Source organism: Streptomyces misionensis (genome assembly GCF_900104815.1).
Taxonomy (GTDB): domain Bacteria; phylum Actinomycetota; class Actinomycetes; order Streptomycetales; family Streptomycetaceae; genus Streptomyces; species Streptomyces misionensis.
This window is the reverse complement of sequence record NZ_FNTD01000004.1, coordinates 2,219,118-2,231,993: the sequence shown is the minus strand read 5'-3', so window position 1 is coordinate 2,231,993 and position 12,876 is coordinate 2,219,118. Positions and strand designations below refer to the sequence as shown.

General features: G+C 70.7%; 12 protein-coding genes. 6 read left to right on the top strand and 6 right to left on the bottom strand.

Annotated features, from left to right (window positions below; all coding sequences use genetic code 11):
* Positions 1 to 105 precede the first annotated feature (105 nt).
* Both BLW85_RS11745 and BLW85_RS11740 read right to left on the bottom strand, forming a co-directional pair.
* A complete protein-coding gene (locus BLW85_RS11745) occupies positions 106 to 660 on the bottom strand; it encodes a methylated-DNA--[protein]-cysteine S-methyltransferase (protein ID WP_070028490.1) in 555 nt (184 codons plus the stop codon).
* A 45-nt stretch (positions 661 to 705) separates the two neighbouring features.
* Complete coding sequence (locus tag BLW85_RS11740; protein WP_074992013.1) at positions 706 to 1,575, bottom strand: glycerophosphodiester phosphodiesterase; 870 nt, start codon at positions 1,573 to 1,575, stop codon at positions 706 to 708.
* 277 nt (positions 1,576 to 1,852) lie between these two features.
* Here BLW85_RS11740 and BLW85_RS11735 point away from each other — a divergent pair, with 277 nt between their 5' ends.
* From BLW85_RS11735 to BLW85_RS11715, 5 genes are all read left to right on the top strand, one after another.
* Positions 1,853 to 2,719, top strand: a complete 867-nt coding sequence (locus BLW85_RS11735) for an MHYT domain-containing protein (protein ID WP_070028488.1) — start codon at positions 1,853 to 1,855, stop codon at positions 2,717 to 2,719.
* 40 nt (positions 2,720 to 2,759) lie between these two features.
* Positions 2,760 to 4,901 carry an excinuclease ABC subunit UvrB gene (gene uvrB / locus BLW85_RS11730; RefSeq protein ID WP_074992012.1) on the top strand — a complete coding sequence of 714 codons (2,142 nt, stop codon included), beginning with the start codon at positions 2,760 to 2,762 and terminating at the stop codon, positions 4,899 to 4,901.
* Positions 4,902 to 5,059: 158 nt separating this feature from the next.
* The gene (locus tag BLW85_RS11725) at positions 5,060 to 5,638 is read left to right on the top strand and encodes a TerD family protein (RefSeq protein WP_070028486.1); all 579 of its coding nucleotides are present in this window, start codon (positions 5,060 to 5,062) and stop codon (positions 5,636 to 5,638) included.
* Between the two features lie 278 nt (positions 5,639 to 5,916).
* The gene (locus BLW85_RS11720; RefSeq protein WP_074992011.1) at positions 5,917 to 6,918 is read left to right on the top strand and encodes a TerC family protein; all 1,002 of its coding nucleotides are present in this window, start codon (positions 5,917 to 5,919) and stop codon (positions 6,916 to 6,918) included.
* A 137-nt stretch (positions 6,919 to 7,055) separates the two neighbouring features.
* Positions 7,056 to 8,156: a calcium:cation antiporter gene (locus BLW85_RS11715; protein ID WP_070028484.1), complete on the top strand. Its 1,101-nt coding sequence runs from the start codon at positions 7,056 to 7,058 to the stop codon at positions 8,154 to 8,156.
* An 86-nt stretch (positions 8,157 to 8,242) separates the two neighbouring features.
* Here BLW85_RS11715 and BLW85_RS11710 read toward each other — a convergent pair whose 3' ends face one another.
* A complete protein-coding gene (locus BLW85_RS11710) occupies positions 8,243 to 9,547 on the bottom strand; it encodes an MFS transporter (protein ID WP_177330025.1) in 1,305 nt (434 codons plus the stop codon).
* Between the two features lie 174 nt (positions 9,548 to 9,721).
* On the opposite strand from BLW85_RS11710, the gene aroQ reads away from it, so the two are divergent.
* Positions 9,722 to 10,183 carry a type II 3-dehydroquinate dehydratase gene (gene aroQ, locus BLW85_RS11705; RefSeq protein WP_070028483.1) on the top strand — a complete coding sequence of 154 codons (462 nt, stop codon included), beginning with the start codon at positions 9,722 to 9,724 and terminating at the stop codon, positions 10,181 to 10,183.
* Between the two features lie 12 nt (positions 10,184 to 10,195).
* Here aroQ and BLW85_RS11700 read toward each other — a convergent pair whose 3' ends face one another.
* Genes BLW85_RS11700 through BLW85_RS11690 form a run of 3 tightly spaced genes read right to left on the bottom strand, consistent with a single transcriptional unit; the run spans position 10,196 to position 12,737 of the window.
* On the bottom strand, positions 10,196 to 10,948 hold the full coding sequence (locus BLW85_RS11700) for an amino acid ABC transporter ATP-binding protein (protein ID WP_070028482.1): 753 nt from the start codon (positions 10,946 to 10,948) through the stop codon (positions 10,196 to 10,198).
* Positions 10,945 to 11,856, bottom strand: a complete 912-nt coding sequence (locus BLW85_RS11695) for an amino acid ABC transporter permease (protein ID WP_074992010.1) — start codon at positions 11,854 to 11,856, stop codon at positions 10,945 to 10,947. Before BLW85_RS11695 ends, BLW85_RS11700 begins: the two co-directional genes overlap by 4 nt.
* Positions 11,853 to 12,737, bottom strand: a complete 885-nt coding sequence (locus BLW85_RS11690; RefSeq protein WP_070028480.1) for an ABC transporter substrate-binding protein — start codon at positions 12,735 to 12,737, stop codon at positions 11,853 to 11,855. The genes BLW85_RS11695 and BLW85_RS11690 overlap by 4 nt, the downstream gene beginning before the upstream one ends.
* Positions 12,738 to 12,876 lie beyond the last annotated feature (139 nt).

Here is a 12,876-nt window from a genome sequence, read left to right as displayed (position 1 = left end):
CGGGCGCCGGCCACGGCTAAACGCCGGGCGGCCCGGCCGGCCCGCGCGGTGGCCGAAGACGGCCGAACGAGGCGGCGGCCCCGGCCGGATCCGCGCGCCGACCGGTCAGAACAGCGGTTCCGGGAGCACCCCTTCGAGCGCGAGCAGCTTCCGCTTGGTCTCCAGACCGCCCCCGAACCCCCCGATCCCGCCGTCGCTTTCGACCACCCGGTGACACGGCACGACCACCGGCAGCGGATTGGCGCCCATCGCCGCGCCGACCGCCTGCGCCCCGCCGGGCTGCCCGACGCGCCCGGCGAGATCGCCGTACCCCACCACGCTGCCGTACGGCACACCGGAGGCCAGCTCCCGCAGCACCTGCCGGTTGAACCCGGAGATCAGCGACCAGTCCAGTGGCAGCTCGAAGTCCTGCCGCTCACCCGCGAAGTAGGCCCGCAGCTGACGTATCGCCTCGGCCAGCGGCGGCGCGTCCGGATCCGCGACGGGCGCACCGCCGAACCGGGCCGCCAGCCGCTCCAGCGCCCGCTCGCGCACGGTTTCGGTGGCGTGGAAGACGACGTTGACCAGCCCGTTCGCGGTCGCCGCCAGCATCAGCGGGCCGATGTCCGTCTCCACGACGGTCCACACGACCCGCTGCCCGTCCTGCCCATGGCTGTCCATGCGCCCACGGTACGACCCACCACTGACAACGCCCGCCCGACCGGCTCACCGCCCGCGCAGCGCCGCCCGGACCACGTCGGCCTTGCTGCTGATGATCCCGTCGACGCCGTACCCCGCCACCTTCAGCGCGGTCGCCTTGTCGTCCACCGTCCACGCGTACACCCCGAGCGGCCGGCCGTGCGCCCCGCGGACGCCGTGCACCGCCGAGACGTAGGCCTTCGACAGCGATCCGTGGGACGGATTGATCAGATCGGCGAAACGCGCGTACTGCTTCAGCTGCGACACCGGGGGAGCGCCGAGGTAGGCCGTGGTCAGCGCGGGCTTCAGCTCGTGGACGGTGCGCACACTGGCGGCGCTGAAGCTCTGCACGACCAGCCGCTTGAGGTGCGGGCGGTCCAGCCAGCCGTCGTTGCCGAGGGTCTTCAGGATCTGCCGCTCGATGCCGGGGTACAGCTCGGGGTTCTTGACCTCCAGGAGCAGGCTCTGGTGGTTGTGCTCGACCCGGCGCATGTACTGGTCCAGTGTCGGTACGCGGGTGCCCTTGTAGGCGGACGAGAACCAGCTCCCCGCGTCCAGGCGGGCGATCTCCGCGGCGGTGAAGTCCTTCACCTTCCAGGGCGCCCGGCCGGGGAAGACCTTCTTCGCGTCCGTGGTGCGTTGCAGGCTGTCGTCGTGCACGACCACCAGCTCGCCGTCCTTGGTGCGCTGGACGTCGTTCTCCACCCAGGTGGAGCCCACCCGGGCCGCCTCGTCGATCGAGGGCAGCGTGTTCTCGGGGGCGTAGGCGGGGGCACCCCGGTGGCCGATCACCAGGGGCGTGCGCACCTCGCCCGCCCGGGCGTCGGAGGTGGGGTTCACCAGGACCACCGCCGCCAGGACGGCGACGGCCGAAGCGGCGACCACGCGCGCGTGCATGCGTACTCCTCACGTCGAGCGAAAACCGGCAGCACCAGACTGACAGCACCGTGGCCACGGCACGCGGACGCACGAAGGCCACACCTCACGTGAAGACGTCTCCGCGTGCTCACCGGTGCCTCACAACTGGGGCAAGGGCGTGTTTCTTTGTCGGAAAGTCGTTCGACCATTCCGGTGCGGGTCATACTCTCTGCGACACCCCGGCCGCCGGAGCGGTCCCGGGACGGCGCGCATTTCCCGGAATTCCGGGACAGACGAGGGCGAAGGGCAGCCGCGGATGCAGGGCACGGTCGACGGTTTCGGCTACGGGGCCGTCACCCCGTTGGTGGCCTTTCTGATGGCCTGCCTCGGCGGCGCCCTGGGGCTGCGCTGCATCACCCGGTCCCTGCTGCTCCCGCACTCCCGGCGGCCCGTCTGGCTGGCCCTGGGCGCCGCCGCGCTCGGCTGCGGCATCTGGACCATGCACTTCATCGCCATGCTGGGGTTCAGCATCGAGCGGACACCGGTCCACTACGACCAGCCGGTCACCTACGCGAGCCTCGGGCTCGCCGTCGTCATGGTCGGCATCGGCGTCTTCATCGTCGGCTACCGGGGTGCCACCGGGGGGCCGCTGTTCACCGGCGGCACGATCACCGGTCTGGGCGTCGCCTCGATGCACTATCTCGGCATGGCCGGAATGCGCTTCCACGGCCAGTTCGTCTACAGCACCCCCACGGTCGTCGCCTCCGTCGTCATAGGGGTCGTCGCCGCCGTGGCCGCCCTGTGGGCCGCCGGCCGCGCCCGCGGGCTGCTGCCGACCGTCGGCGCCAGCCTCCTGATGGGGGCCGCCGTCAGCGGCATGCACTACACGGCGATGGCCGCCCTCAGCGTCCACCTCGACGGCACCGCCGAGACCACCGCCGACGCCCAGACGGCCTCCGCGCTCGTGCCCATGCTGATCGGCCCGCTCGTCATGCTGGTCCTCGTGGGCGTCGTCGTGCTCCTCGACCCGATGCTCGTGGTGCGCCGCCCCGCACCGGTGCCGGTCGAGCGCCGGCCGGGCGTCCCGGCCGCCGCCCGGATCCCGCGCACCGCCCCCCACCAGGGAGATCACCCGGTCCGCCGCCCCGTGCGGCAGGGGGCCCGCACCCCGCAGAACCGCTGACCGGGACCCGTTGTCAGTGCGGGGTCGTACGGTTGATGACATGCGGCCCGTTTCCCACATCGAACGCACGGTGGCGCCCATCGAGGTCGTCAGCCCCTACCAGCCCAGCGGCGACCAGCCGACGGCCATCGCCGACCTGGCCAAGCGCATCAAGGCCGGTGAGAAGGACGTCGTCCTGCTGGGCGCGACCGGCACCGGCAAGTCCGCCACCACCGCGTGGATGATCGAGAAGCTCCAGCGCCCCACCCTGGTGATGGCGCCGAACAAGACGCTGGCCGCCCAGCTGGCCAACGAGTTCCGCGAGTTCCTGCCGAACAACGCGGTCGAATACTTCGTCTCGTACTACGACTACTACCAGCCCGAGGCGTACGTCCCGCAGTCGGACACCTACATCGAGAAGGACTCCTCGATCAACGAGGAGGTCGAGCGGCTGCGCCACTCGGCGACGAACTCGCTGCTCACCCGCCGTGACGTCGTCGTGGTGGCCTCGGTGTCGTGCATCTACGGCCTCGGCACTCCCCAGGAGTACGTGGACCGGATGGTCCCCCTCCGCGTCGGCGACGAGATCGACCGGGACGAACTGCTGCGCCGCTTCGTCGACATCCAGTACACGCGCAACGACCTGGCCTTCACTCGCGGCACCTTCCGCGTCCGCGGCGACACCATCGAGATCTTCCCGGTCTACGAGGAGCTGGCCGTCCGCATCGAGATGTTCGGCGACGAGATCGAGGCGCTGTCCACGCTGCACCCGCTCACCGGCGAGATCATCAGCGACGACCAGCAGTTGTACGTCTTCCCCGCCTCCCACTACGTCGCCGGCCCCGAGCGCATGGAGCGGGCGGTCAACGACATCGAGAAGGAACTGGGCGAGCGCCTGGCCGAGCTGGAGAAGCAGGGCAAGCTGCTGGAGGCCCAGCGGCTGCGCATGCGCACCACCTACGACATCGAGATGCTCCGCCAGATCGGCACCTGCTCCGGCGTGGAGAACTACTCGATGCACTTCGACGGCCGCTCGCCCGGCTCCCCGCCCAACACCCTGCTCGACTACTTCCCGGACGACTTCCTGCTCGTCATCGACGAGTCGCACGTCACCGTTCCGCAGATCGGCGCGATGTACGAGGGCGACGCCTCCCGCAAGCGCACCCTCGTGGAGCACGGCTTCCGCCTGCCCTCCGCCCTGGACAACCGGCCCCTGAAGTGGGAGGAGTTCCAGGAGCGCATCGGGCAGACCGTCTACCTGTCGGCCACCCCGGGCGCCTACGAGCTGTCGCGCTCCGACGGCGTGGTGGAGCAGATCATCCGACCGACCGGCCTGGTCGACCCGGAGGTCGTGGTCAAGCCCACCGAGGGCCAGATCGACGACCTGGTGCACGAGATCCGCAAGCGCACCGAGAAGGACGAGCGCGTCCTGGTCACCACGCTCACCAAGAAGATGGCCGAGGACCTCACCGACTACTTCCTGGAACTCGGCATCCAGGTGCGCTACCTGCACAGCGACGTCGACACCCTGCGCCGGGTCGAGCTGCTGCGCGAACTGCGCTCCGGCGAATACGACGTCCTGGTCGGCATCAACCTGCTGCGCGAGGGCCTCGACCTGCCCGAGGTGTCCCTGGTGGCCATCCTCGACGCGGACAAGGAGGGCTTCCTGCGCTCCGGCACCTCGCTGATCCAGACCATCGGCCGCGCGGCGCGCAACGTCTCCGGCCAGGTCCATATGTACGCCGACAAGATCACCCCGGCGATGGAGAAGGCCATCGAGGAGACCAACCGCCGCCGGGAGAAGCAGATCGCCTACAACAAGGCCAAGGGCATCGACCCGCAGCCGCTGCGCAAGAAGATCAACGACATCGTCGCGCAGATCGCCCGCGAGGAGGTCGACACCGAGCAGCTCCTCGGCAGCGGCTACCGCAAGTCGAAGGACGGCAAGGGCGCCAAGACGCCCGTTCCGACGGCGGACAAGCCCGGCAAGGGCAAGGCGGCCAAGGGCGCGAAGGGCAAGGCCGCGGCCACGGTGCCCACCGACCGTCCGGCGGCCGAACTGGCCGAGCAGATCGAGGAGATGACCGAGCGGATGCGCGCCGCCGCCGCGGAGCTCCAGTTCGAGATCGCGGCCCGGCTGCGCGACGAGGTCTCCGAGATGAAGAAGGAGCTGCGGCAGATGCGGGAGGCGGGCCTCGCCTGACCCGGGCACGCCGCCGGACCCCCGGCGTACGCGCGCAGTGTTGCAACACCGACACAAAGCGCGGGCCGGGGCTCGGCGCCCTCGGCGCCCCTGCGTAGGGTTTTGATCAGCCGCGCGGTACGGCGGCCAACAGGGGACCTTCGAGAGGGGATTCAGCCGTGTCCGTCAACTTGAGCAAGGGTCAGGCCATCAGCCTGGAGAAGAACGACGGGGGCACCCTCTCCGCGGTCCGCATGGGCCTGGGCTGGCAGGCGGCGAAGCGACGCGGCCTGTTCGGCTCGCGCACCAAGGAGATCGACCTGGACGCCTCGGCGGTGCTCTTCGCCGAGAAGCAGCCGGTCGACGTCGTCTTCTTCCGGCACCTGGTGAGCGACGACGGCTCGGTGCGCCACACCGGCGACAACCTGGTGGGCGGCGCCGGCCAGGGCGGTGACGACGAGGCGATCCTCGTGGACCTGGAGCGCGTCCCGGTCCACATCGACCAGATCGTCTTCACCGTGAACTCCTTCACCGGCCAGACCTTCCAGGAGGTGCAGAATGCTTTCTGCCGTCTGGTGGACGAGAGCAACGGCCAGGAACTCGCCCGCTACACGCTCGCGGGCGGCGGCGAGTACACCGCGCAGATCATGGCCAAGGTGCACCGGGTCGGCTCGGGCTGGACGATGACCGCCCTCGGCACCTCCGCCAACGGGCGCACCTTCCAGGACCTGATGCCGGCGATCCTGCCGCATCTGTAACCCCGGTACGCAGGGGCGGGGCGCGGACGACAGCGCGACGTCAAGAGAAAGTAAAGCTGTCTTGATCAGGCGATTTGAACTTACCTTTGCCTTTCTCTTTACCAATGCTTGGTGATTGGGGTACTGTCTTCCGCACGGAGGGGAGTACTCCCTGACTGCGGCGCACCCGTCAGTACGGACCGTTTCCGGTCCCGGGGCGTCGGCCCCGCGCGGGTGGAAGAGACCTCCGGCAGTGACAACGCATATGTGCTTGCCATCTCGACATGCCGGAGGTTGCCGTGGAAGTCTCCACGACCCTGTGGGTCCTGACCGTCCTGGGTCTGGCCGCCCTGATCGGAATCGACTTCCTCGTCGGGCGAAAGCCCCATGAGGTGTCGATCAAAGAAGCCGGTGTCTGGACCGTCGTCTGGATCGCCCTGGCCGCACTCTTCGGTGCCGGTCTCCTCGTCTTCGGCGGCGGGCGCCCGGCCGGCGAGTTCTTCGCGGGCTACATCACCGAGAAATCGCTCAGCGTCGACAACCTCTTCGTCTTCGTCCTGATCATGACGAAGTTCGCGGTGCCCGCCCTGTACCAGCGGCGCGTGCTGCTCATCGGCGTCCTGATAGCCCTGGTGCTGCGCGCCGTGTTCATCGCGGCCGGAGCCGCGATCGTCACCAGCTTCTCCTGGGTGTTCTTCCTCTTCGGCGCCTTCCTGATGTGGACCGCCTGGAAGCTCGTCCAGGAGGCCCGCGCCGACAACGCGGACGAGGAGGAGTTCGAGGAGAACAGGCTGCTGAAGGCCGCGGAGCGCAGGTTCGGCGTGGCCGACCGCTACCACGGCACCAAGCTGTGGGTCCGGCAGAACGGCAAGCGGATCATGACCCCGATGCTGGTCGTGATGCTCGCCATCGGCACCACGGACGTCCTGTTCGCCCTGGACTCGATCCCCGCGATCTTCGGCCTGACCCAGGACCCGTACATCGTCTTCACCGCCAACGCCTTCGCGCTGATGGGCCTGCGCCAGCTGTACTTCCTCCTCGGCGGCCTGCTGAAGAAGCTGGTCCACCTCTCCTACGGCCTGTCCGTCATCCTCGGCTTCATCGGCGTGAAGCTGGTGCTCCACGCGCTGCACGAGTCGGGTGTCCCGGTTCCCCAGATCAGCATCCCGGTGTCGCTCGGGGTGATCTGCGCCGTCCTGGCCGTCACCACGTTCACCAGCCTCATGGCCTCCCGGAAGCAGACCGCCGCGGAGGCCGGCGCGGACGCCGAGGGCGAGCGGAAGGAGGCCGTGGACGCCTGACCGCGGCGCCGCGCACGAGATCCGGAACGAACACGCGGGGGCCGGCCGAGACAATGCCGGGCCCCCGCCGGGAAAGGTACGGAAGCATCCAGAAGGAACGGAATGCGAATCATGGAGCCGTCTGCGACGATCGCGGCATGATCAGTTGGCTGAGATCACTCGCCCGGCGATGGACCATCCCCGTGCCGGTGATCGCGATCGTCCTGCTGGTCCTCACGTGGCACCGGGCCATGCCCGCCCCGGTCATCGCCCTGGTGACGGTCGTGCTCGCCGGGGCCGTCCTCGCGGCGGTGCACCACGCGGAGGTGGTCGCCCACCGGATCGGCGAACCCTTCGGCTCCCTGGTGCTAGCCATCGCCGTCACCGTCATCGAAGTGGCCCTCATCGTCACACTGATGGCCGACGGCGGCGACAAGAGTTCCACCCTGGCCAGGGACACCGTCTTCGCCGCGGTGATGATCACCTGCAACGGCATCGTCGGCATCTGCCTGCTCGTCGGCTCGCTGCGGCACGGCACGGCGGTCTTCAATCCCGAGGGCACCGGCGCCGCCCTGGCGACGGTGGCGACCCTGGCCACGCTGAGCCTGGTGCTGCCCACCTTCACCACCAGCAAGCCCGGACCCCAGTTCTCCTCCCTGCAACTGACGTTCGCCGCGCTGTCCTCGCTGATCCTCTACGCCCTGTTCGTGACCACCCAGACGGTGCGCCACCGGGACTACTTCCTGCCCATCACCCGGCAGGGTGAGGTCATCAGCGCCGAGGACCACGCGAGCCCCCCGTCCAAGCGCACCGCGCTGATCAGCCTCGGCCTCCTCGGCCTGGCCCTGATCGGCGTCGTCGGCCTGGCCAAGGGCGTGTCGCCCGCGATCGAGGCGGGGGTGGCGGCGGTGGGCCTGCGCCAGGCCGTCGTCGGCGTGATCATCGCCCTGCTCGTGCTGCTTCCCGAGACGATCGCCGCACTGCGCGCCGCGCGCCGCGACCGGGTGCAGACCAGCATGAACCTCGCGCTCGGATCGTCGATGGCCAGCATCGGCCTGACCATACCGGCGGTGGCGCTCGCCTCGCTGTGGCTGCCGGGACCGCTCATCCTCGGCCTGGAACCCGTCCACATGCTGCTGCTCGCGCTGACGGTGGTGGTCGCCTCCCTCACTGTGATTCCGGGGCGGGCCACCCCCTTGCAGGGCGGTGTCCACCTCGTGCTCTTCGCGGCCTATCTGGAGCTGGCGATCAATCCTTAGGCCGCGGCTCCGGCCGGGCGGGATCTGCTCGCCATCGGCTGCGACGGCGAGCTGACCCGGCCCGGCCACACCGCACGCGCCCCGGCTCAGCCCGTGGTGGCGGGCTCCACCGTGGGCACGCGCGAGGGGCGGGTCTCCGGCAGCAGTGCGAAACACCCCAGGCTGAACAGGGCCATGGCGGTCAGATACACTCCCACGCCCCAGGGGACGCGCCCGCTGCCCTGGGCCAGCGCGGTGGCCACGACCGGGGTGAGCGCGCCGCCGATGATCCCGCCGAGGTTGTAGCCCACCGAGGCGCCCGTGCAACGCACCCGTGCCTCGAACAGCTCCGGCAGATAGGCGGAGATCACCGCGAACACGGTGACGAAGGCGAGCAGCGCGCCCAGGATGCCGAAGAACATCAGCAGCGGCTCGCCGGTCGCCAGCAGCGCCACCATGGGCAGCATCCACAGCGCGCAGAGCGCGCACCCGGTCAGGCACATCGGCCGGCGCCCGCAGCGGTCGCCGAGCAGCGCCGCCGCCGGAACGAGAGGGGCCTGCACGACGACCGCGGCCATGACACAGGTCAGCATGACCGTGCGGCTCACTCCGAGCCGCTCCGTGGCGTACGACAGCGACCAGGTCGTCACCGTGTAGAACACCGCGTACCCCACGGCCATCGCCCCCGCCGCCAGCAGCACCAGCCGCCCGTGGCGCCGTACGACCTCCACGAGCGGCATGCGCACGGGGTCGTCGATCTCCAGGAACCGGGGGCTCTCGGCCAGCGACGAGCGCAGCCACAGCCCCGCCAGCGCGGGCACGGCGGCCACCCAGAACGGCACCCGCCAGCCCCACTGCGCGAACTGCGCGTCCGACAGCCCGGCCGACAACGCCACCATGACGCCGTTGGCGAGCAGAAAGCCGATCGCCGGGCCCGCCTGCGGGAGGCTCGACCACAGGGTGCGCCGCTCGGCCGGCGCGTGCTCCACGGTCAGCAGCACGGCCCCCCACTCGCCGCCGAGCCCCAGCCCCTGAAGGAACCGCAGCAGGAGCAGCAGCACGGGCGCGGCCACGCCGATCGACGCGTACGAGGGCACGCAGCCCACCGCGACCGTGGAGCCGCCGGTGAGCAGCAGCGAGGCGACGAGCACCGGCCGCCGGCCGCGCCGGTCGCCCAGGTGCCCGAACAGCACCGAGCCCAGCGGTCTGGCCACGAAGCCCACACCGAAGGTCGCGAACGCCGCGAGCGTCCCGGCGAGCGGCGAGAAGGACGGGAAGAACAGCCGCCCCAGGACCAGCGCCGCCGCGGTCCCGTAGGCGAAGAAGTCGTAGAACTCGACCGCGGCCCCGGCGAGGGAGGCGGCGGCGAGGCGGGGCAGGGAGGCGGAGGTGACAGGACGTACATCGTGCATGGTGCGTCAACTACCCACCGTGATCACGGGTTACGGGGGCGTGTGGGGGTGACCGAGTGACCGCAGCGCGCGCCCGGGGCGAGGGGGCACAGGGCCGGGGTGCGCGCCGGGGCCGTGATAGACCGGGGGCGAGCGGCGGTCGCCGTCGTACCGCCTCGAACGACCGGAGGAACCGTGCCCCGCACCCTGGCCAACGCCCCGATCATGATCCTCAACGGGCCCAACCTGAACCTGCTGGGCCAGCGCCAGCCCGAGATCTACGGCAGGGAGACCCTCGCGGACGTCGAGGCGCTGTGCGCCAAGGCGGCGGCCGCGCACGGCGGTTCGGTCGACCTGAGGCAGTCCAACCACGAGGGCGAACTGGTCGACTGGATCCACGAGGCACGCCTGGACCACTGCGGGATCGTCATCAACCCCGGCGCCTACTCCCACACCTCGGTCGCGATCCTGGACGCGCTCAACACCTGCGACGGGATGCCCGTCATCGAGGTGCACATCTCCAACATCCACCAGCGTGAGACGTTCCGGCACCACTCCTACGTCTCCCTGCGCGCGGACGGCGTGATCGCCGGATGCGGTGTGCAGGGCTACGCGTTCGGCGTCGAGCGCGTCGCGGCGCTGCTGGCCGCCGCGTAGCCCGCGCACCGCCTACAGGCGGCCCGCCTCGACGATCCGCCGCAGAAAGCGCCGGGTGCGCTCCTGGCGCGGCTCCCCGAACACCTGCTCGGCGGTGCCGCGCTCCAGCACCACCCCGCCGTCCAGGAAGCAGACCTGGTCCGCGACATCGCGCGCGAAGCCCATCTCGTGGGTGGCCAGCACCATGGTCATGCCCTCGTCCTTCAGGCCCCGGACCACCTCCAGCACCTCGCCCACCAGTTCGGGGTCGAGGGCGGCCGTGATCTCGTCCAGCAGCAGCAGCCGGGGCCGCACGGCGAGCGCCCTGACGATCGCCACCCGCTGCTGCTGGCCGCCGCTGAGCCGGTCCGGATAGGCGTCCGCCTTGCCGGCGAGCCCCAGACGCTCCAGCAGCTCCCTGGCCCGCTCCTCGGCCGCCGCGCGGGAGACGCCGTGCACCCGGCGCGGGGCGAGCGTGATGTTGTCCAGCACGCTCATGTGCGGGAAGAGGTTGTACGCCTGGAAGACCACGCCGATCCGGCGCCGGACCGCGTCCTGGTCGGTGCGGGGATCGGTGATCTCCTCGCCGTCCAGCCAGATCGCGCCGTCGTCGATCTCCTCCAGGAGGTTGGCGCACCGCAGCAGCGTGGACTTGCCGGACCCGGAGGCACCGATCAACGCGGTCACCGTGTGCGGGGCCACCTCCAGGTCGACGTCCCGCAGCACCACCGAGCCGCCGAACGTCTTGCGGACCGACTCCATGCGCAGCACAGGCGCGTCGCTCATAGGGTTCCTCCCTGGTCCCGCCGCCGGTCGAGCCGGGCGGTCACCCAGTCCGTGAAGCGCGTCATCGGAATGGTCAGCGCCACGAACACCAGTCCCGCCACGATGTACGGCGTGTAGTTCAGACTGCGGCCCACGATGATGTCGGCCGCCCGTACGGCGTCCACCGCACCGCCGATCGACACCAGGCCGGTGTCCTTCTGCAACGACACCAGGTCGTTGAGCAGCGGCGGCACCTGCCGGCGCACCGCCTGGGGCAGCACGACGTACCGCAGCGCCTGGCGGTTGGTCAGGCCCAGCGAGCGTGCCGCCGCGCGCTGCGAGGGGTGGACCGACTCGATGCCGGCCCGGAACACCTCCGCGACGTAGGCGGAGTACGTCAGCGTCAGCGCGGTGCCCCCGAGCAGCACCGGGTCGACCGTCACCCCCTGAAGCCGCAGCGCGGGCACGCCCAGGACCACGATCATCAGGTTGATGATCAGCGGCAGTCCGCGGAAGAAGTCGGTGTACGCCGCGGCCAGCACCCGCAGCGGGAAGAACACCGGGCCGCGCAGGGTCCGCGCGATCGCGATCAGCATGCCGAGGACCAGCACGGCGACGCCGCAGACCACCAGCAGCCGGACGTTCAGCCACAGCCCTTCGAGCACCTTGGGCAGCGCCTCGCGCGCGTAACCGGCGTTGAAGAACGTCTCCTTGGTACGCGGCCAGCCCGGCGCGTGGACCACGACCAGGTAGAGCACGGCGGCCGTGACGAGCGTCGACAGCGCCGCCACGGCCGTCGCGCGACGGGCCCGCGCCCGCTTGTGGCGCTCGCGCTCCAGGCGCCGCTCGGAGGGCACGTAGCCGTCACCGGGCACGGCCGCCGCGCCGTCCGCTCCCTCCGGGACCGACTCGCCCTTGGTGACGGTCACTTGAGCACCGGGGCGCCGACGGCGTCGGACAGCCACCGCTGGTCGAGCCGCGCCAGCGTGCCGTCCTCGCGCAGCGCGTCGACGGCACGGCTCACACAGGGGGTCAGCGCGCTGCCCTTGTCGAGCACCAGCCCGAACTGCTCGGGAGCGCCGCCCCGGTTCTCGAACTGGCCGACGATCTTCGCGTTCGTCACCTCGGCCGACGTGATGTAGAAGGCGGTCGGCAGGTCGGTGACGACGGCGTCGACCTGGCCGTTGCGCAGCGCCGACTTGGCCTGGTCGTTCTTGGCGTAGACGGCGGGCTGCCGGTCGGGCTTCACCACGTCGGTGATGTAGTCGAGGCTCGTGCTGCCCACCTGGGCGCCCAGGCGCAGGCCGCGCAGGTCCGCGATGCCGGTCGCCTCGGCGGCCTTGCCGCCCTTGAGCGCGATGACGGCCTGGCGCACGTCGTAGTAACCGGAGGAGAAGTCGACGGCCTTCTTGCGCTCGGCGCTGATGGAGACCTGGTTGATGTCGAAGTCGAAGGTCTTCACGCCGGGCGCGAACGCCTTGTTGAAGGGCACCCGCTGCCAGACCACGGCGTCCTTGCCGTAGCCGAGTCGCTTCGCCACGGCGTACGCGACCGCCGATTCGAAGCCCTTGCCGCTCGCGGGATCGTCGTGCTCGAACCAGGGCTCGTAGGCGGGTTGGTCCGTCGCGATGGTCAGCTTCCCGGGCGTCCTGGTGGCCGCCTTGCCCTTGGCGCAGACGGCGCCGGCCGAACCGGTCCTGGCGGCCGACGGCTGCACCTCGGGCTGCGGGGCACAGCCGACGGCGGTGGTGAGCAGGGCGAGGGTGACGGCCGCTGCCGCGCGGCGCACTGTGCGAGGGGCGAGATGCATGGCGGGAGAGTGGCAGTGAACTCGGCTTTTGTCGAGGTCACGACCACGTGTGTCCGCATGGTGGGAGCGGGTGTTGCCGCCGTGTGAACGGGGACCACGGGGCCCGCGGGCACCCTGGCCCGGGCCGCCGGCCGAGGGC